Genomic DNA, 18,836 nt, shown 5'->3' on the forward strand with positions numbered 1-18,836 from the left:
ATTGTTGTAAAAATCAGGGGATCAGTTGCGCCGCCATTTGACGCGGACCGGAATGGGCTGAGCCGTGGGGGCAATAGGCCCCCTCCACACGTCACGACCCTGCGCGACCCTGTAAAGACGGTCGCGGATCAGCAGGCGGAGCTTTTTTAATTTGAGAAGCCGCATCCAGTCTGGCCGTGGGCGTTTTTGCTCCCGCTCAATCTGCTCCTCAATACGGGCGGATTTGAACAAAAGCGACTTAAAATCGCTCGTTCGTAAGGACGTACCGGTTCGACCCCGGTCGGGGCCACCAATTAAATCAATAACTTATGGGATAATTTCCCCTCGTAAACATTCTGCGTTATACTTACACAAGACTTACACATTTTCACAGGTGGAGGCTCTTGATGGCAGAATCAGCAAAACACACCCTTATGGGTGGCAAACTCCACGTTTATAAGCGCGAAAACAGCGAGGTTTGGCAGTGCTCAACCTATCTCGGCGGCAAGAACAGACGCGTCAGCACCAAAGAAACCAGCCTTGCCAAGGCCAAGGATTTTGCCGAGGACTGGTATCTGGAATTATTCGGCAAACACCGCCGGGGCGAGATGAAAGATGAAAAGACCTTCAAACAAGCCGCAGATCAATTCCTACGCGAATACGAAATCATCACCGAAGGCCACCGCAACAAAGAGTATGTGAAAGGCCACGGTCGCAGACTCAACGCCCACCTCATCCCCTTCTTTGGCGAAATGGGCCTGTCCGAGATCACCGCCGGACAATTACAGGAATATCGAATCTATCGTCTTGAAAAAGCAGCAGAGCGTTGGGGGAAACCCCCAGCCCGAAACACCATCCACCAAGAAATCGTAACCCTACGCCAAACCCTAAAGGTAGCCCTGCGCCATAACTGGCTTGCCAACCTACCAGATTTTTCAGAGCCCTATAGAAGCTCCGGCAAAATCTCTCACCGTGCTTGGTTCTCCCCAGAAGAATATAAAACATTATACGAAGCCACGCGTGAGCGTGCCAAATCCCCTTTAAGAAAACGCTATCAATGGGAATCCGAACAGTTACACGATTATGTATTGTTCATGGCAAATACAGGGCTGCGCCCCGATGAAGCCATGCGCCTTGAGTTTCGTGACGTTGTCATTGTTGATGATGCTGGTACAGGCGAAACCATCTTAGAAATCAGTGTTCGAGGAAAACGCGGTGTCGGTTACTGCAAAAGTATGCCGGGAGCCGTAAAACCATTTGAACGCCTGGTCAAACGAAACAATCCACAAAAAACAGACAACCTATTTCCTAAAACACACAGACAATTATTCAATACAATTCTTGACGAGTTGGGTCTTAAATTTGACCGCGAGGGTAACCGCCGCACCGCCTACAGTCTCCGCCATACCTATATTTGTATGCGATTGATGGAGGGAGCAGACATCTATCAAATTGCCAAAAATTGTCGCACCAGTGTGGAGATGATCGAAAAATACTACGCATCACACATCAAAAACATGCTGGACGCCTCGGTAATCAACGTGCGCAGATCCAAAACAGGCAAACAGATAGAAAAAGACTTTCAATCCATCCTCGACGAGGATGGTCAACCTCTAAACAGAGGGTGAACACCCTCTGCCAAGGCGATGGGTTTGCCCCTAATCGCCAACTAGTCGCTTGGCGACATAAATGAAAGCAATCCTGAACTGCATTTTCGGAGAGATTCCCTTATATTTTCTTACATGTATTCTATAGTCTATAAACTTTTTCATAGATTATCGTAGGGACTTTCTAAACTGCCGGCTTTGAAAACCATCGTGGGGATAAACCTCACCGATGGGCTCGAATCCCACTTTTTCCATCATTTTATTTATTGCGGATTAGACTTTTAAAATGGAATTATAATCGAAAGAAAAACAGCTTCATTCATATCTTCCTCCTAACTAATCCTTCCTCGCCAGCGTAAAAGGCGCATTGCATTGGCCGTTACCAGCACGGTTGCCCCTGTATCGGCCAGAATGGCGGGCCATAATCCTGTAATACCCGCAATGGTCGTGATTAAAAATACGACTTTTAAACCCAAGGAAATTACAATGTTCTGGTGGATATTCTCCATCACTTTTTTAGACAGGGAAATCATATTAATGATATCAAGAACCCTGCCGTGAAGAATGGCAGCATCCGCTGTTTCCAAGGCAACGTCCGTGCCGCCGCCCATAGCAATGCCGATATCTGCCGCGGCTAAGGCGGGCGCATCATTAATGCCGTCGCCTATCTTGGCGACGATAAAACCGCTAGATTGCAGTTTTTGAATAATGGCCTGTTTATCTTCCGGCATCATGTGCGCGTAAATTTCCGAAATCCCCATGCTTCTGCCAATAGCATCCGCCGTCCGCTGATTATCGCCGGTCAGCATCAGCGTAACAATTCCTGCATCTCTTAGCGCTTTAAGCCCCTCAAGTGCATCTGCGCGCGGTTCATCACGAATTGCCAATAATCCCGCAATCTCTCCGTCCACAAGCAAAACCGACACGGTTTTCCCCTCATCGTTGAGAAGCTCGATCTTGGATATTTGATCTAAACTCAACGGGGCCACTTTTTGCGCCGCCGATGGGGAATATAAATAGACAGTCTGGTCGGCCACACTCCCTGAAACGCCTTTCCCTGCAATGGCTTTGGAATCCGACGCGATTGGAATATTCACTTGTGCAGCTTTTGCCCGCGCGACAATGGCAAGTGCCAGAGGATGGGAGGAACCTGTTTCTATGGCAGCAGCAAGCGACAGGATATCCGGCTCTGTACGCCCCAATGCGATTACATCTGTAACGACCGGCTTGCCTTCCGTGATTGTTCCGGTCTTGTCCAAGGCAACATGCGTGACAGATCGTAAATTCTCTAGTACCGCGCCGCCTTTCATGAGAAGGCCGCGCCGCGCGCCCGCCGCCAGTCCGGCGGCAATAGCGGCAGGCGTGGATATAACAAGGGCGCAGGGACAACCTATCAGAAGAATTGCCAGCCCTTTATAAATCCATTCATACCATGATTCCCCCATGAACAGGGGCGGAATAACCGCCACCGAAAAACCGAGCAGCAACACAGCGGGCGTATAATAGCGCGAAAACCGAGTAATAAATCGTTCCGTGGGCGACTTGCTTTCCTGCGCTTCCTCGACAAGCTTGATAATCCGGGCGATCGTATTGTCGCTGGCCGACGCCGTGACCCGAATACGCAGAACACCGTCGCCGTTGATTGTTCCCGCGAAAACCACGTCGCCCGTTTTCTTTTTCTTTGGCACGCTTTCACCCGTGACGGGAGCTTCATCTATTGCGCTTTCGCCCTCGATAATCTCACCGTCTGCCGCAACCCGATCACCGGGCCGCACCAGAATAACGGAACCGATAGATAAAGTTTCGGCCAGAACCTCGCTTGTTGTTCCGTCTTGTTCCAAAAAAGCCGTTTTAGGAATAAGCGCCGCAAGGGCCTGAATGCTGGCGTTCGCCTTACGCGTGGCTATACCTTCCAGCAATTCGCCAATCAGGAACAGCAATACGACCATTGCAGCTTCCTGCGTGGCACCGATAAAGAACGCCCCGGTTGCCGCAATCGTCATAAGCATTTCAATGGTGAAGGGATTTCCTTGTCTGGCCCCGTCATAAGCGCGGCGCATGATAGGAACTAGTCCCACAGCAAGAGCGACCAGAAACGCGATATCTTCTAAAGAAGGAATTAGAAAGCCAATAATATAGGCAAGTCCCAGCGCCGTGCCGCACAATACCGTCATTCGCATCTGAGGATTCCCCAACCAGCTTTTTTCCTGCGACTTTATGCTCTTCCCGCTGCTGCAACAGGATGACACTTTAGAATTCTGGTGGTGTTCGCTCATATCTTACTTTCTATAGTCTGATTACGGGAGAGCGCAGTTTTCAATCCGCGCTCTCTCTGTCATTTAATCAGGGCGTTGTCCCGGTTATGGCTGATAAAGTGATTTCACCAAATCCTTTTGTGAAACCAAAAGAGAAAGGGACTCGGATGCCCCCGCTTTGTCGTTATCTTCTGCCGCATGGTGAAAACGATCAACCGTCTTTGTAAGCTGCCCAAGGGCCTGTCCCAGTCTTTCATTTCCTTTATCGGCAAAACCATGGAGGGCCTCAATGGCAGCCTCAAGCTTTTCACCGGATTCATGCAAAACATTCGCATCATCCGTTTCGATAGCCTTTTGAGCCGCAATAATGGTTTCATTCATTAAATTCCAGGCTGCTTCCGTGCTGTCCGGCCTGGCGACCGAAAAATGAGGTTTTCCGTCATCATGACCATGTCCGTCGCTATGCGCCCCGGAAGATTCATGAGCATGTGCCTTATCGTCGGTATGGCCATGCCCATCTTCTGCGTATGCCGGAAATGATAAAGCCAGAACGGATAGTGTCGTTAAAAGCAGTCTTCGTTTCATTCTATTCACTCCTGTCAGGGTTAAAAAATTCGCTTCTATAATTAATCTTCTTTAAGCTTGCGAACATATGAACTGGGTAGTTTTTCTCCATCCAGGCGGTATTCTTTCTTGGAAATCACGCCATCACCATCACGATCAAAATTCGTTTGGTGTTTTTCCATGTAGGCCTGATATTCTTCCTGGGATATTTTTCCATCATTGTTTTTGTCCGCATTGTTATAACGATTCTTAATTCTGTTTGTCTGGCTCCTGCTTAATGCTTCACCATAAGCGCCGCCCGTTTCAGATTTAAATTTATCCAATGAAGCCGCCCGTTCCTGTTCGGAAATAACACCATCTTTATTAATATCCGCCGCGTCAAACTTCGTTGCCACGCTTTCCCGAAGTTCTTCAGCTTGCAGGACACCATCTTTGTTTTTATCAAATTTTTTCATATCTTCGACGCGCCGATCATACTTCTTTTGTAAGTATTCAGGCACTTCTTTCTTGTCATCTGCCATGGCGATGGATGGTATAGACAAGAGTGAAACCACCAGAAGCGTTCCTAAAGTCTTGGTCATCGTTTTTCTCCTTGTTAATGGGTTATGCTTTCTAAAAACTCTTCATCCGCAACAGCCTGATCTTTCTTTGAGAAAAGTTTGTAAAGCGCAGGCAGGACAATCAAAGTCAGTAACGTGGCCGTGACAAGGCCGCCAATGACGACGGTTGCCAGCGGTTTTTGTACTTCGGCCCCGGTACCGGTTGCCAAAGCCATAGGCACGAAACCAAGCGAAGCCACAAGCGCGGTCATAAGAACGGGCCGAAGGCGCGTTAAGGCCCCCTGCACAATCGCCTCGCTGGTCGCTATACCTTTTGCGACAAGGTGATTGATATAACTAATCATCACCAGGCCATTCAGCACAGCAATACCAGACAGGGCGATAAAACCTACTGCTGCCGGAATTGAAAACGGCATATCGCGCAAAAATAAGGTCAGAATGCCGCCCGATATCGCCAACGGAACGCCGCTAAAGACGAGCAACGCTTGTTTGGTCGACCCAAGGGCCGTAAACAGCATCATGAAAATCAGGAAAAAACACGCGGGGACGACGATCATCAAGCGGGCACGCGCCGCCTCAAGATTTTCAAACTGTCCGCCCCAGTCCAGCCAATAGCCTGAAGGAATTTTAACCTGTTCATTCAGCACATCCTGTGCCTCTGCCACAAAAGAGCCTATATCCCGGCCCCGGACGTTGGCCTGTACGACCACGCGCCGTTTGCCGTTTTCGCGGCTAATCTGGTTCGGCCCTTCGGAAAGGCGGAAACTGACCAATTCCTTCAAAGGCACGAACGCGCCGCGCCCACCGTTTTCATGCGGTACGGGAACGGGCAGGTTTTCAAGCGCAGGGATATCCTGCCTGATTTCTTCTGGCAAACGCACCACGATAGGGAAACGCCTGTCGCCTTCAAAAATGAGGCCCGCCTCCTGTCCGCCTATCGCCACCGCAACCAGATCAAGAATATCTCCGATATTAAGGCCATAACGGGCGATCGCTCCTTTATTCAGGTCGATATCCAGCATGGGCAAGCCTGTTACCTGTTCGACTTTCACGTCCGCTGCGCCATTAACCCTACGCAAGGCAGAGGCGATTTTATTTGCTGTTGCGCTCATGACGTCAAAATCATCGCCATAAACCTTGATCGCCACGTCGCTGCGGACGCCCGCGATCAGTTCGTTAAAGCGCATTTGAATAGGTTGGGTATATTCATAGTTATTACCCGGCACCTGTTCGACGGCCTTGGCGAGCTTTTCAATGAATTCAGGCTTGGTCATGGATTTATCCGGCCATTCATCTTTAGGTTTCAGAATAATGAATGTATCCGATACGTTCGGCGGCATAGGGTCGGCGGCCATTTCAGCCGTGCCGGTTTTGGCATAGACAAACGCCACTTCCGGCAAAACGCTGATTGCTTTTTCGACTTGCAGCTGCATAGCCGTGGATTCGGATATACCGGTGCTGGGGATACGCATAGCGTGCATGGCGATATCTTTTTCATCGAGCGTCGGGATAAATTCCTGTCCTAGTCGCGTTCCCACCAGCATTGAAAACACAAAAAACGCAAGCGCGGCGAGAATAACCGTTTTTGGTCTTTTTAGGCTCCAATTCAGCATAGGCGCATAAGCGGATTTCGCTTTCGCAATGATACGGTTTTCCTTTTCCTCGACCTTGCCACGGATAAATATGGCGATCATGGCCGGAATGAAGGTGATGGACAGAATGAAGGCGGCGACCAGCGCGATAATGACCGTCATAGCCATCGGCTCAAACATTTTGCCCTCAACGCCCGAGAAGGTCAGCAACGGCAAATAAACCGTGATGATAATAGCCTGTCCGAAAACGGCGGGCTGAATCATCTGGCGACTGGCCTCCATCACTTCTTCCATGCGCTCCGACAGGGTTAGAAGACGTCCCTCATGGTGTTGCCGTTCGGACAGACGGCGCAAGCAGTTTTCAGTCACGATCACCGCGCCGTCCACAATCAGGCCAAAATCCAGAGCGCCAAGGCTCATAAGGTTCGCACTGATACCCATTTTCAACATGCCGGTGGCGGTCATCATCATGGCGATAGGAATAACAAGCGCCGTAATCAGGGCTGCGCGGAAATTTCCAAGCAGCAAAAACAGAACGACAACGACCAGCAATGCGCCTTCACCAAGGTTTTTTTGTACCGTGTGAATCGTTGCATCTACCAGCTTGGTGCGGTTCAGGACTGTTTTTGCTTTGACACCCTCGGGAAGAGTTCTATTGATTTCCGCAAGTTTTGCGTCAACAGCCTTGGAAACAATCCGGCTGTTTTCACCTTTCAGCATCATGGCCGTCCCTACGACGACCTCATGCCCGTTTTCGCTGGCGCTTCCTGTCCGTAATTCCTTGCCAAGCGCAACATTTGCCACATCTTTCACATATAAAGGAATCCCGCCGCGGGTTGATAAAACGACATTGCCGATTTGTTCAATCGTTTCCAGCCGCCCGTCTGCGCGCACAACATAAGATTCTCCCTTTTGTTCAAGAAATCCCGCGCCGGTGCTGGCGTTATTTCGTTCAAGCGCCTCGATCACATCGGAAAAAGACAGACCAAGCGCGGCTAGTTTTTGTGGGTCTGGCTGCACATGATATTGCTGCGCGTACCCGCCAATGGCGTCCACTTCCGCAACCCCCGGAACGGTTTTAAGCTGTGGACGGATAATCCAGTCCTGCACCGTTCGCAGATACATGGCTTTTTCAAATTCATTTTGCAGCACCCGGCCTTCGGGCGTGGTATAAGGCGCGTTCGGGTCTTCATATTCGACCGTCCACATATAGATCTCGCCAAGACCGGTTGAAATCGCGCCCATGCGCGGCTCCGCGCCTTCCGGCAAGGACTCTTTAGCCTGCGCCAGACGTTCATTGACCTGCGCGCGCGCAAAATAAAGATCGACGTTATCCTTGAAAATCACCGTGACCTGCGCAAATCCGTTACGAGATATCGACCGCGTATAGACTAGGCCGGGAATGCCAGCCATTGCCGTTTCGATAGGATAAGTGACTTGCTGCTCTATCTCGAACGGGGACAAAGACGGCACTTCAATATTGATTGCCACCTGATTGTTTGTGATATCCGGCACGGCGTCGATAGGAAGCTTGCTCAGGGAATACATACCATAAGCGGCCAGAACGGCGGTCATCATGACGATTAACAGCCGGTGAGCGATAGAAAATTTAAGGATACGTTCAATCATAATAATTACCAGCTTTCTTAGTGGGCGTGTTCAGCTTCGGATTTTCCAAGCTCGGCCTTGAGTGTGAAGGTATTGGACACGGCAACGGGTTCGCCAAATGTAACGCCGGAGATAATCTCCACATGGCGACTATCTTCCCGGCCGATCGTTATGTCGCGCTTTTCAAAGCCGCTGCCCGTTCGTACAAAGACGGCAGGCTTGCCTTCAATGGTTTGCACCGCCTCTTTCGGAATAATCAAATCTGTTTCCTGGGCGGAGGTCACAATCGCGGCATTTGCAAATTCACCTGGCCGCCACGCGCCGTCTGCATTGTCCAGTGCAATAATGGCTTTGGCAGAGCGCGTTTCAGAGTCAATGGCAGGGCTGACGAAAATCAATTTTCCTTCAGCCTTGCCACCACTTCCCGTTATCACGGCCCCTTGTCCTTCCTTAACGAAAGCCAGATCGCCCGGCGCAATGGCCGTTTCTACCCAGACCGTGCTTAAATCCGCAACCGTATAGGCGGAATGCGTGGAATCCACATATTCCCCTAACGTTAATTCACGCGCAATCACGCGCCCCGGCAGGGGGGAGCGCAATTCATGAAACCGCAATCTGTCGGCATTGGTGCTTTCATAGGCTTTAAGCGTATCGGAATCATGACCTAAGGCCTGTAACTTCTGGCGGGTCAGATCAAGGCGGATTTTGGCCTCTTGATGCGTGTTTTTTGCGCTTAAGTAATCCTGTTCCGCCGTGATTTTCTTATCCCACAATCCTTTTTCACGGTTGAAATTCGTGCGGGCGAGTTCTTCGGCACGTTTTGCGGCCAGATAATCCGCAAAAGATTCTGCCATTTCCCGGCTTTCAATCAGGGCCAGTATTTCGCCCTGCTCGACCGTATCGCCTAAATTCTTTCTGGCTTCTGTAACAGTGCCGCTAACTTTAGGAACAATCTGCGCCATGCGGTCGGCAGACGCGACGATCCTGCCCGGTACTGAAACCTCGCGCGCCAGCTTGCCAGGGCCGACAACCGCTACCTTGATACCCGCAGCCGCGATTTGTGCCGCGCTTAAAGCAACCTGTCCCTCTTCCGCATGGCTGCCTTCGCCGCCGTGACCGTGTTCCTCTTCATGGGCGTGACCGTGCTTTTCTTCGCCTTTATCATGGCTTTCCTCACCTTCCTCATGGGCATGTGCGTCGCCATGTTCCTCAGCTGCATAACTCGGTGGCGTGAATTCATTATAGGCAAGCCCACCGAGCAATGCGGCAATCGCCACCGACGCAATCAGAAATGTTTTTAACTTTGTTTTCTTCATGGTTTTATTCCTTGTTAGACGTGTTTTCATGCGCGTGAATTGCGGTCATACGTTCGATCGTGGCGCGCTGGCGGTAATAATCGAAAATGGCTTCGTTATATTGCCTGCGGGCATCAAACAAAGTGCGCTGCGCGTCCAGGACCTCCAGATAGCCAAATTTTCCCGCGTCATAACCCTGCCGGGAAAATGAAAAAGCTTCCTCGGCTCCCGGCAGTACGGAATCATTCAGGGTGCTTGCTTCGCGGTATGCGCTCACAAAATTCTCATAAGCTTCCGTTAGAGACGCTTCTAATGATAATTCTCCACCGCGCTGTTCCAGTTTTGCGGCGTTCAATTCATGCCCGGCGCGCTGTATGCCCGCGCGATTGATATTGAAGACCGGAAGCGGAAATGAAACGCCTGCCACGAAAGCTTGGCGATCATCTTCGCGGAATTGTCTTACGCCAAAGCCCACTGTCGGGTCGGGGAAAGCACTGGCTTTTTCCAAGGAAAGCATGGATTGCGCTTGTGTAACATCGGCCTCAAAGCTTTTAACGTCCGGGGTTCTGGCAAGCTGCTCCCTATAATATAAGAATGGCTCCGGCTCTGTGGGCGCGGGAAGGGTTTGTGCGTCAACGGTAAAATCGCCTAAATTACCGCCCATTAAAATTTCCAGCGCCTTCTTTTTTGTGTTCACGGAACGGCGCGCGCGTTCAAGCGCAATATCGCTTGAAGAAAGCTCAATCTCCGCCTTGTTCCTTTGAATAGGCGGCTCTTTTCCGGCATCCACTCTGGCGGCGACGCTGTTCCGCACTTCCGCCGCAAGGTTGCGTTCTTCCGCGATCACGGCAAGGTCACGCTGCGCGGCGACCAATTCCGCATAGGCGATTGTGACGTCCCGTATCAGGTCAAGCCGCGCGCCGTCGCTGGCATAATGAATCTTTGTTTTTTCTGCTTCGGCCACCCGGATACGATTGCCGCGCTTCCCCGGCAATTCGACAAGTTGCGAAACACCATAGGTGATTTCTGCAACGTCCACTCCATCATAAGGACCGTCACCGTAAATATTTTCAGCTTCAACAGATATTTCCGGGTTTGGCAACGCGCCCGCCTGTGACCGGCTGGCATTAGCGGCGTCGGCACGGCTTGCTGATGCGCCTAGCACGGGCGAATGTTCCAAGGCCCACGCTATAGCCTGATCGAGAACAAGCGTTGCGGGCACATCAACCGTTTGTGCGAAAGTGGGGGAAGATATTAAAAAGGTAGTCGCCAGAAGCCCCGCCAGAAGCAGGCGTTTTGCAGAAACGATCATTTTGAAGTTCCTTGTCGTGATTAAATTGCATCAATCGCAATGCCGCCTTTGCAGGGCGGCGTGAAGGGGCGGGCCTAATCAGGCCGGAATCCCTTTAATCAGACGAGAGCTTTTGGGGGGCGTAAAAGAGAAAAATGGTAATCGCCAATAGGGCGATCTTTCAATATAGGGAAAACTTTTCTGGCTTCCAGATGAAACTTTAGAGAGTAACTTGATGCATTGAATGCATGACTAGTGCAGCAATGGGCACAATCGAGGCATTTTGATTTTTCTGCCTTATCGTGACTGGCCTTCTCTTTCTGATCTTGGTGATGATCAGAGCACCCCTCATGGTTTGTATCTGCTAGTTGGGAAAGGATTGCAGAATCGCATGAGTCCTTTGAAAATGCATAGGCAGCAGCTGGAAAGCCGCTGAATCCAATAGCAAAAACAAGGATCATGAGTAAGATGCGCATATGTAAAGATATAGCATCGCTATAGTTAGTTAACAATAGGCTTTTACACAGAAATACATATTCACCAAGGCTAACAATGCGTTTGCTCCCTACTCCTGATCCCGCACCTGTATCTTTGTCCGTTTCTTTTGCCGCAGAGTGAGTAATTGCTTTACAGCGCGACTGAACAAGGCCGGGGGCAGGAAGCCGTAATCATACCGCCCCTGCGCACCCGGTACAGGGCGCAAATCAAACCCCGGCCATGCAAAGACGTTCAGATCGTTCAGCACGATCCATGACCGCTCCATATCCAGCCCCAAATGGTTTTTTACGCGCGGGGGGATTTCAAGGGCCGTTTCCGGGTCTTGGGGCGGTGTATGCGTGACGGGTGCCACGGTCACGGTCTTGATGCCGTCCTGATCCTGTATGGAAAGAATGATGACGCAGGGGCGGTTTTTGACCCCTTCCTCCTGCCCGGCTTCGGCCTCATGCCGCCAGAGATAGGCATAGGAAATGACAAGGCCGACTTCCGGCTCCGGTAAAGGCATCCCGTCTAGCCTTTATCGTCAAGAAGATCATTCAGGTGATCGTGGCGAGAATCCATCTTGACGGTTTTGAGGGCTGCAACCAGGTTGTCCGGCAGTTCAGCAACATCATAGGCTTTGACGGCGCGGGCTTTCAGGCGGGTATATTCGGCATATTCATGTTCCGATACAAAATACCCGCTGGTGCGCCCGTGGCTGGTAATGGCAACGGTTTCACGTTGCGCCAGTTCTTTATACCGCCCGAAATTCTTAGCAAATTCTGTGGCTGGAATCTCGATCATGGCAACCTCCTATATTCCGCATATTCTTCATATTACGGGATTTCCGTATATTTGTCAAAGTCTAGAATAAGCACTGGAAAACATAGCCAAAACCCCATCCCCTGCCTTGAGTAAAGCACCAGAATCAGCCTAAAAGGAGGGGATCAGACCTCGGCAACCCCATAGCCGGAAGAACATGGCAAACGGCCCCCTTGAGGGCGTTTTCTGATTCTTAAGAGATTTCATCCAGAATAGAAGAAGGGCTTAAGAGCGCACTTACGCAAACTGCGTTTGCAGTGCTTAAGGGTGCGGCCCTGCCGGGCCTTGGATGCGGCTGCGCCGCATCGTTGTCGAATCGCCCGGCTGTTTGGGGCCGGGCGATTCGACAACACAATGAACAACGATAAATCGCCCATGGGGAAAGAAAGGTTTCGGGGAAACCTTGGCGATTTATCATTGTTCATTGCGGGTGTTCTCACGGTCAGACGGCCACTCTGCCGTGGCCGCCGCCGCATACCGCGCCGGAGCCGTTATCCACGATGAACGCGCCGGACATACCCACCGTTATCAAAACCGCAAAGGCGTTGTTTCTTCCTTCATCGTCGCCCCGGCTGGTGCCCCTGAAACCACCTACACCCGCGCCCTGTTGTGGAACGCGGCTGAACGGGCTGAAACCCGTAAGAATTCCCGCGTGGCGCGGGAGGTTATTCTGGCCTTGCCGCATGAACTGCCAGCCCCGGCCCGCGAAGCCCTTGTCCGCGATATGGCCGGGTGGCTGGTCGAACGCTACCGCGTGGCCGTGGATGGTGCCTTGCATTCCCCTGTCCCCGGTGACGATCACGACCCCCGCAATCATCACGCCCATCTTCTATTCACCACCCGCGAAATCACAAAAGACGGGCTTGGCGCTAAAACCCGCGTCCTGGACGATAAGGAGAAAGGCCCGCATGAGATTGAGCTGATCCGCAAGGTTTGGGAAACCCTCGCCAATGACGCGCTGCAAAGAGCGGGTTTTGAAGACATCCAGATCGACCGCCGGACGCTGGAAGACCAGGGCATCGACCGTATCCCGCAAATCCATATCGGGCCGGAAGGTAAAGCCGCCGATAAGAACCGCAAAGAGGATGATACGGACGATGACGGCGACGATGAGGAGGAAGGAAAACAAGGCAGCCAGTCATCCGGGTCCGGTGACAAATCCCCTGCACCAGCCCCGGCCAAGGAGCAGGAAAAAGAAACCGGGAAAGATACGGGCAAAGACACTGAAAAAGACAGCCGGGTTGATTATCAGGCTATCGACCAGAACCGCAGCCGGGCTGAACTGGTCGAGGAAATCAAGCGGCTGAACGCGGAACGCACCCAATGGCCGGATATTCCGCTGGTAGAGCAGATTCAGACTATCGAGAAAGAAATGACCCGGCTGGATAAGCGGGTGCATCATTTTGAAAATCTCTACACGAAAACGAGTCTGCCATCCGCGATCAAGAAAGCGATTACCGAGATTATAAGATTTTCAAAAGAGCTTTTATTCACCCGCATCCTGAATCGCAGTGCCCTGAAACTATCAAATCAAGAATATCAAACCCGGATAGTCCGGCAAAATTTCCGCTATGGCCGGTCTTATCGTGTTGGCATTCACGATCAAATCCAGACCATGCGGACCCGCTTGCATGTTTTGGAGAACATGCAAGCCAGCTATATAAAATACAAAACCTTTGTCGTTTCGATTGAAAAAGCGATAGCGAAAAGTCCGACAATTCAATTTGCAGAGAAGCCGCAAGCAAAAGCCGTTACCACGCAGGAATCCAAAATCAAGATAACCCTTAAAGCGGCTTTATTGCGTGAAGGAATACCGGAACAATTCAAGCCGACAGAAGGCAAAGAGATACCCAGCATTACAAAGGTCTTTAACGCCCAAAACCCTGTTGTACAAGCACAAGAAATCAAACAGACGATCACCCATGATGCAAAAGGACACATAGCAAACCAGCCATTCCATGCCCCGCCGCAAAACCGGGAACGGAAAGACTGGTTTATTCCTGCTAATGAAAAAATGCGGTCATTCGGCCAGCATATCGACCACGAATTAAGTATGCGCGGGCATCGCGTAGAAATGCCCGATAACAGCAGTAATAATGACTCAAGCTTGCAGGGTGCGTTCCAATCAGGCGCAACGTCCGGCAAGCAAACCACTTATGAAACGGTGAAAGAGAAGGTCAAAACAGAAGCGCAGGACAAGCGCGAAGATATACCGCCACAATACAAACAAGAACCTTACGAACCTGAAACACCCCAAGAATCGAAAATGTCTGGGGCTTTCAGCAGAGCCAGCGCAAATGACGTGCCCAAGCAACGGCATTCCTCTGACCCCAGCTATGACCTATAAACGTATGCGGTCCGAGGTAAGTCCTTATCAAGCGCAACTTTGAGAGTTTTTAAACACCTTAATAGGTTAATTTTACACAGTTTCTTACACATAATCGCAAAATTTTAAAAATAGTCGTTATATATCAGTCGACTATAGTTATACATAATAAACTTGAAATGCTGAAATGACATGGTTCCTCCTTTAAGTCTGAGTTTTCAGCCTATTCGGGAGGTTTTTCGGTGTGGGGGTATGAAAATAGAACGAACCAACACCGGAAATTCCTTCCCGATGCGGTCCGACATCACGGCAAACCTGACATATTATGGTCTGCCGCCAGAGGGGCCCGGCCCGCTTACTCTTCCATATTTAATCCCGGAATGTGGCATTTCAAGGGCCAACCAAAACACCCGAAACGCTGCAGCCGCCAACTAACATATTGAAAACAATAAACAATAAAAACCAGGCGTAAGCCCAGAAAAGCAAAAAACCCGCACAAGGCGGGCTTTTTTGGCTTCATCCATCTGCGGGAGAGGGCCCGCAATGAAATGGTGGAGGGGACAGGATTTGAACCTGTGTACTCGTAAGAGGCCAGATTTACAGTCTGGTGCCATTAACCACTCGGCCACCCCTCCATGCCCTTGAACAGGCCCGGTGAAGAAAAAGGTTTTTGCATTTTCTGTCAAGACATGATTTATGAGGCCACCCGTAAAATACAGAGAAAAAGCGAAAAAACCCATGGCACCCAGACAAAATCCCCCCGGTCGCGGCCCACGCGCAGGCAAAGGACCCACAGATCGATCCACAGGACGATCCACAGGCGGACGCTCTGGTGGCCGTGACGGTGGTCGCGATGGCTTCAAACCCCGCCGCGAAGGTAGTTTCGATAAGCCGCGCCGCGAGGGTGGATTTGACCGTCCCCGCGATGATCGCCCGCGTTCCGACCGCCCGTATGGTGATCGCCCCCGCCGCGAAGGCGGTTTTGACAAACCACGTCGTGAGGGTGGCTTTGACAAGCCCCGCCGTGAAGGTGGCTTCGACCGCCCGCGTTCCGACCGTCCTTACGGTGATCGCCCGCAACGCGAAGGTGGTTTTGACAGACCGCGCCGCGAGGGGGGATTTGATCGTCCGCGCTCTGATCGCCCGTATGGTGATCGCCCCCGTCGTGAAGGCGGCTTTGACAAGCCTCGTCGCGAAGGCGGCTTCGATAAACCACGTCGTGAAGGTGGCTTCGACCGTCCCCGTGAAGATCGTCCGTATGGTGATCGTCCGCGCCGTGAGGGTGGGTTTGATCGCCCCCGCCGCGAAAGCGGTTTTGATAAACCGCGTCGTGAAGGCGGATTCGACCACCCGCAACGCGATGGTGGTTTTGACCGCAAACCGCGCCGTGATGACCGCCATGAAGGCCGCGCCCCGTTCAAAGGCCGTGGTGAAGACGTAGAAACCACGGACACAGCCGTCGAACAGCCGAAGCGCGACCAAATGCGCCTGAAGGCTGGCGGGCGCCCGAGCCACCGCCCGAACCTGTACGGCATGCACGCCGTACGCGCCGCATGGTTGAACCCGAACCGCAACATCCACGCTTTGTATTTGAGCGAAGCCGCGATGGAAACATTCGCCCCGGTTCTGGAAGAAGCGGCGAAAGCCGGCCTGAACCGTCCGGAACCGCTGGCGGTTAGCAAGGACGACATGGATCGCCTGTTCCCGCCGGGTGCCGTGCACCAGGGTATTGCCTTGGCTTGCGGCCAATTGGAAGATGTATCGGTCGAAGACCTGATCATCAGCGGCAATGCAAAAGAGCGCAGTGTGATTGTCATGCTGGATCAAGTGACCGACCCGCATAACGTTGGCGCGATTTTGCGTTCGGCGTCGGCGTTCGGCGCAACCGGTGTCGTGATGCAGAAAATGCACGCGCCGGAATTGATCGGCGTTCTGGCCAAAACCGCATGCGGTGCCGTGGACCATTTGGACGTGGCCTATGAAACCAACCTGTCCCGGACGCTGGAAAAGCTGAAGGAAGACGGATACGTAACCATTGGCATGGACGAGCGTGGCGAAAAAACCATCGCCGAACTGGACCGTCCGGAGAAATGCGTCATCGTTCTGGGCGCCGAAGGCCCGGGCATGCGCCGTCTGGTGCGTGAAAATTGTGACGTGCTGGTCCGCCTGCCGACACACGAACCGATTGCCAGCCTGAACGTATCCAACGCGGCGGCTGTGGCCCTGTATGCCATGCTGGCCTAAGACCCGCTTAAAAAATCGAACTTTAAAAACCCTTCCGGCCCGCCGGGAGGGTTTTTTACATACAGATAAAACGCCCCCCTTGAACCCCGGCGGTGATGGCCTAGGTTGAAAGCGGTCCATACGCAACAAGGGGAAACATTATGTCCTATACACTTTACTACAAACCGGGTGCCTGCTCGATGGCGATGCACGTGATCCTGAACGAACTGAACGTCCCGTTTGAGGCCGTGAAGCAGGATGATTTGAAAGCACCCGATTTCCTGAAACTCAACCCGCGTGGTCAAGTTCCTTTGTTGCTCGTGGACGGTGAATCGGTGAAAGAAGGCGCAGCCATCATCACCTATCTGCTCGACACCCATGCCAATGACCTGATGCCAACATCCGGCATTGCCCGGGCCAAGGCGCTGGAATGGCTGATGTGGTGCAATGCCTCCCTGCACCCGGCGTGCACGCGGATGTTCTGGCTGAACAAACAAACGCTGGATGAGGCGACAAAGGCCCAGCTGGTCCCCTTGTTCCTTGCTGGTATCCAAACCCTGTGGGATGAGGCGGACGCCCGCCTGGCCACCACGAAATATCTGGCCGGTGATAAAGTCACCGCGGCCGACATTTTGTTGTCCGTCATTGCCAACTGGGGCCTGCCGGTCACGCTGGGCGCGAATGTGAAGCGCGTTTTGAAAGACGTGAGCAGCCGCCCGGCCTATCAAAAAACACTGGCCGCCGAACAGATTGAATACAAGGCCGCCGCATAAGATCGGTCCCACCATTTAAAAAGCCGCCCTTCACCGGGCGGCTTTTTCATGCGCACCTGCAACACGGGTGACAATTGCCCTTTGCGCCATGCTCACGTACCCTTTTGTCCAACAGAACCCGTCACCCCGGCAAAAGCCGGAATGACGCGCAGGAATGAACGAAGGGAAACACCATGGGCGAATTATGGACCACGCTGAAAAGCGACCGCATGTTGACGCTGGCGATTTTTGTCGCGGCGCTCGGATATTTTGTCGATGTGTATGATCTGGTTCTGTTCAGCGTGTTGCGCGTCGCCAGCCTGAAGGACCTTGGCCTGTCCGGGGACTCCCTGACCGACAGCGGCGCGCTTCTGCTCAACATGCAATTGATCGGGTTTTTGATTGGCGGGTTGATCTGGGGTGTGATGGGTGACCGCGTCGGCCGGAAACAGGTTTTGTTCGGGTCCATCCTGCTTTATTCGCTGGCCAACATTGCCAATGCTTTTGTCACCGATATTCCGCAATATGCGCTGTGCCGCCTGCTGGCCGGGATTGGTTTGGCCGGGGAAATCGGCGCGGGCATTACGTTGGTCAGTGAAATGATGCCGCGTCATTTGCGCGGATACGGCACCACCATCGTCGCTACGGTCGGCGTGATGGGCGGCGTGGCCGCCGGGTTCACCGGACATATGTTGCCGTGGGAAACCGCCTATATCGTTGGTGGGGTGATGGGGCTGGCGCTGCTGCTGCTGCGCGTATCGTTGTCTGATTCCAAAATGTTCAAAACTGTCCGCGATGATGACACGATCAAGCGCGGGGATTTGAAAATGCTCCTCACCTCCGCCAGCCGGATGAAGCGTTATATCGCCTGTATTCTGGTTGGCACGCCACCATGGTTCGTGGTAGCGGTGTTGATTACGTTCGCCCCGGAAATTGGCGCGGCGATGAATGTAACCGGGCCGCTGTCTGTCGCAACCGCGTTGCCGCTGTGTTATCTGGGTTTAACCGTCGGCGATGGGGTCAGTGGGATTTTGAGCCAACGTCTGCACAGCCGGAAAAAAGTGATCGGTCTGTTCATGGGGCTGGGCACGATCCTGACCATCATCTTCCTGAATTTGAACGGCATCAGCCCGACCACCTACTACGCCTTCTGTTTCGCCATCGGGTTTTCGATGGGGTTCTGGGTGTTGATGCTGACCTCTGCCGCTGAACAATTCGGCACCAATCTGCGCGCCACCGTGGCGACATCGGTGCCCAATTTCGTGCGCGGCACAGGGGCGTTGGTCATCTCCGCGTTCGTCATGCTGAAACCCGATCTGGGCGTGGTCAGTGCGGCCATGATTGTGGGCCTCGCCACCTACGCCATCGCCGCCGCCGCATTGTGGGGCATGCGGGAGACCTGCAACGTCGATCTGGATTTTATCGAGGACAGCGTGCCCGCAAAAACGGCGTAAATCCGGTCCGCACCAACCAACGCCCCACCCT

The 18,836-nt window shown here is 52.4% G+C and carries 14 protein-coding genes and 2 tRNA genes; 6 read left to right on the forward strand and 10 right to left on the reverse strand.

The window, feature by feature from the left end; all coding sequences use genetic code 11:
• Positions 1-21: 21 nt before the first annotated feature.
• Positions 22-231: a DUF465 domain-containing protein gene (locus MICA_RS12505; RefSeq protein WP_014103740.1), complete on the reverse strand. Its 210-nt coding sequence runs from the start codon at positions 229-231 to the stop codon at positions 22-24.
• Between MICA_RS12505 and MICA_RS12170 the strand changes: the two genes are divergently transcribed.
• Both MICA_RS12170 and MICA_RS10545 read left to right on the forward strand, forming a co-directional pair.
• Positions 217-292: transfer RNA gene (locus MICA_RS12170), tRNA-OTHER, on the forward strand. The two genes, MICA_RS12505 and MICA_RS12170, sit on opposite strands and share 15 nt — an antisense overlap.
• A 94-nt stretch (positions 293-386) precedes the next feature.
• Entirely contained in the window at positions 387-1,607 is a 1,221-nt protein-coding gene (locus MICA_RS10545) for a tyrosine-type recombinase/integrase (protein WP_014103741.1), read from the forward strand.
• Positions 1,608-1,918: 311 nt separating this feature from the next.
• Here the strand turns inward: MICA_RS10545 and MICA_RS10550 are convergent, their stop codons facing one another.
• The 8 genes from MICA_RS10550 to MICA_RS10585 all read right to left on the reverse strand — a co-directional run bounded on the left by MICA_RS10550 (position 1,919) and on the right by MICA_RS10585 (position 12,032).
• Positions 1,919-3,862 (reverse strand): heavy metal translocating P-type ATPase, encoded by a 1,944-nt coding sequence (locus MICA_RS10550; RefSeq protein ID WP_148260470.1) that lies wholly within the window; start codon positions 3,860-3,862, stop codon positions 1,919-1,921.
• A gap of 84 nt (positions 3,863-3,946) precedes the next feature.
• The gene (locus tag MICA_RS12175) at positions 3,947-4,426 is read right to left on the reverse strand and encodes a hypothetical protein (protein WP_148260471.1); all 480 of its coding nucleotides are present in this window, start codon (positions 4,424-4,426) and stop codon (positions 3,947-3,949) included.
• 41 nt (positions 4,427-4,467) lie between these two features.
• Positions 4,468-4,986 (reverse strand): EF-hand domain-containing protein, encoded by a 519-nt coding sequence (locus tag MICA_RS10560; protein WP_014103744.1) that lies wholly within the window; start codon positions 4,984-4,986, stop codon positions 4,468-4,470.
• 14 nt (positions 4,987-5,000) lie between these two features.
• The gene (locus MICA_RS10565) at positions 5,001-8,186 is read right to left on the reverse strand and encodes an efflux RND transporter permease subunit (protein WP_041794072.1); all 3,186 of its coding nucleotides are present in this window, start codon (positions 8,184-8,186) and stop codon (positions 5,001-5,003) included.
• 17 nt (positions 8,187-8,203) lie between these two features.
• The gene (locus MICA_RS10570) at positions 8,204-9,481 is read right to left on the reverse strand and encodes an efflux RND transporter periplasmic adaptor subunit (protein ID WP_014103746.1); all 1,278 of its coding nucleotides are present in this window, start codon (positions 9,479-9,481) and stop codon (positions 8,204-8,206) included.
• 4 nt (positions 9,482-9,485) lie between these two features.
• The gene (locus MICA_RS10575; RefSeq protein WP_014103747.1) at positions 9,486-10,772 is read right to left on the reverse strand and encodes a TolC family protein; all 1,287 of its coding nucleotides are present in this window, start codon (positions 10,770-10,772) and stop codon (positions 9,486-9,488) included.
• Between the two features lie 544 nt (positions 10,773-11,316).
• Entirely contained in the window at positions 11,317-11,754 is a 438-nt protein-coding gene (locus MICA_RS10580) for a type II toxin-antitoxin system PemK/MazF family toxin (protein WP_014103748.1), read from the reverse strand.
• A gap of 5 nt (positions 11,755-11,759) precedes the next feature.
• Positions 11,760-12,032, reverse strand: a complete 273-nt coding sequence (locus tag MICA_RS10585) for a type II toxin-antitoxin system Phd/YefM family antitoxin (protein ID WP_014103749.1) — start codon at positions 12,030-12,032, stop codon at positions 11,760-11,762.
• A gap of 478 nt (positions 12,033-12,510) precedes the next feature.
• Here MICA_RS10585 and MICA_RS11945 point away from each other — a divergent pair, with 478 nt between their 5' ends.
• Complete coding sequence (locus tag MICA_RS11945) at positions 12,511-14,397, forward strand: MobA/MobL family protein (RefSeq protein ID WP_014103750.1); 1,887 nt, start codon at positions 12,511-12,513, stop codon at positions 14,395-14,397.
• 528 nt (positions 14,398-14,925) lie between these two features.
• Here MICA_RS11945 and MICA_RS10595 read toward each other — a convergent pair.
• Positions 14,926-15,011, reverse strand: a tRNA-Tyr gene (locus MICA_RS10595).
• Between the two features lie 103 nt (positions 15,012-15,114).
• Between MICA_RS10595 and rlmB the strand changes: the two genes are divergently transcribed.
• The 3 genes from rlmB (at position 15,115) to MICA_RS10610 (ending at position 18,805) form a co-directional block, all read left to right on the forward strand.
• Positions 15,115-16,620, forward strand: a complete 1,506-nt coding sequence (gene rlmB, locus MICA_RS10600; RefSeq protein WP_014103752.1) for a 23S rRNA (guanosine(2251)-2'-O)-methyltransferase RlmB — start codon at positions 15,115-15,117, stop codon at positions 16,618-16,620.
• 140 nt (positions 16,621-16,760) lie between these two features.
• The gene (locus MICA_RS10605; RefSeq protein WP_014103753.1) at positions 16,761-17,372 is read left to right on the forward strand and encodes a glutathione S-transferase family protein; all 612 of its coding nucleotides are present in this window, start codon (positions 16,761-16,763) and stop codon (positions 17,370-17,372) included.
• Between the two features lie 173 nt (positions 17,373-17,545).
• Entirely contained in the window at positions 17,546-18,805 is a 1,260-nt protein-coding gene (locus MICA_RS10610) for an MFS transporter (RefSeq protein ID WP_014103754.1), read from the forward strand.
• The last annotated feature ends 31 nt before the right edge of the window (positions 18,806-18,836 follow it).

This window comes from Micavibrio aeruginosavorus ARL-13, from assembly GCF_000226315.1.
Lineage (GTDB): Bacteria > Pseudomonadota > Alphaproteobacteria > Micavibrionales > Micavibrionaceae > Micavibrio > Micavibrio aeruginosavorus_B.

What these genes read in the sequence shown, in the direction of transcription:
- MICA_RS10545 (WP_014103741.1), top strand. Translation starts at nt 387, where the DNA reads ATGGCAGAATCAGCAAAACACACCCTTATGGGTGGCAAACTCCACGTT.
- MICA_RS10550 (WP_148260470.1), bottom strand. Translation starts at nt 3,862, where the DNA reads ATGAGCGAACACCACCAGAATTCTAAAGTGTCATCCTGTTGCAGCAGC.
- MICA_RS12175 (WP_148260471.1), bottom strand. Translation starts at nt 4,426, where the DNA reads ATGAAACGAAGACTGCTTTTAACGACACTATCCGTTCTGGCTTTATCA.
- MICA_RS10560 (WP_014103744.1), bottom strand. Translation starts at nt 4,986, where the DNA reads ATGACCAAGACTTTAGGAACGCTTCTGGTGGTTTCACTCTTGTCTATA.
- MICA_RS10565 (WP_041794072.1), bottom strand. Translation starts at nt 8,186, where the DNA reads ATGATTGAACGTATCCTTAAATTTTCTATCGCTCACCGGCTGTTAATC.
- MICA_RS10570 (WP_014103746.1), bottom strand. Translation starts at nt 9,481, where the DNA reads ATGAAGAAAACAAAGTTAAAAACATTTCTGATTGCGTCGGTGGCGATT.
- MICA_RS10575 (WP_014103747.1), bottom strand. Translation starts at nt 10,772, where the DNA reads ATGATCGTTTCTGCAAAACGCCTGCTTCTGGCGGGGCTTCTGGCGACT.
- MICA_RS10580 (WP_014103748.1), bottom strand. Translation starts at nt 11,754, where the DNA reads ATGCCTTTACCGGAGCCGGAAGTCGGCCTTGTCATTTCCTATGCCTAT.
- MICA_RS10585 (WP_014103749.1), bottom strand. Translation starts at nt 12,032, where the DNA reads ATGATCGAGATTCCAGCCACAGAATTTGCTAAGAATTTCGGGCGGTAT.
- rlmB (WP_014103752.1), top strand. Translation starts at nt 15,115, where the DNA reads ATGGCACCCAGACAAAATCCCCCCGGTCGCGGCCCACGCGCAGGCAAA.
- MICA_RS10605 (WP_014103753.1), top strand. Translation starts at nt 16,761, where the DNA reads ATGTCCTATACACTTTACTACAAACCGGGTGCCTGCTCGATGGCGATG.
- MICA_RS10610 (WP_014103754.1), top strand. Translation starts at nt 17,546, where the DNA reads ATGGGCGAATTATGGACCACGCTGAAAAGCGACCGCATGTTGACGCTG.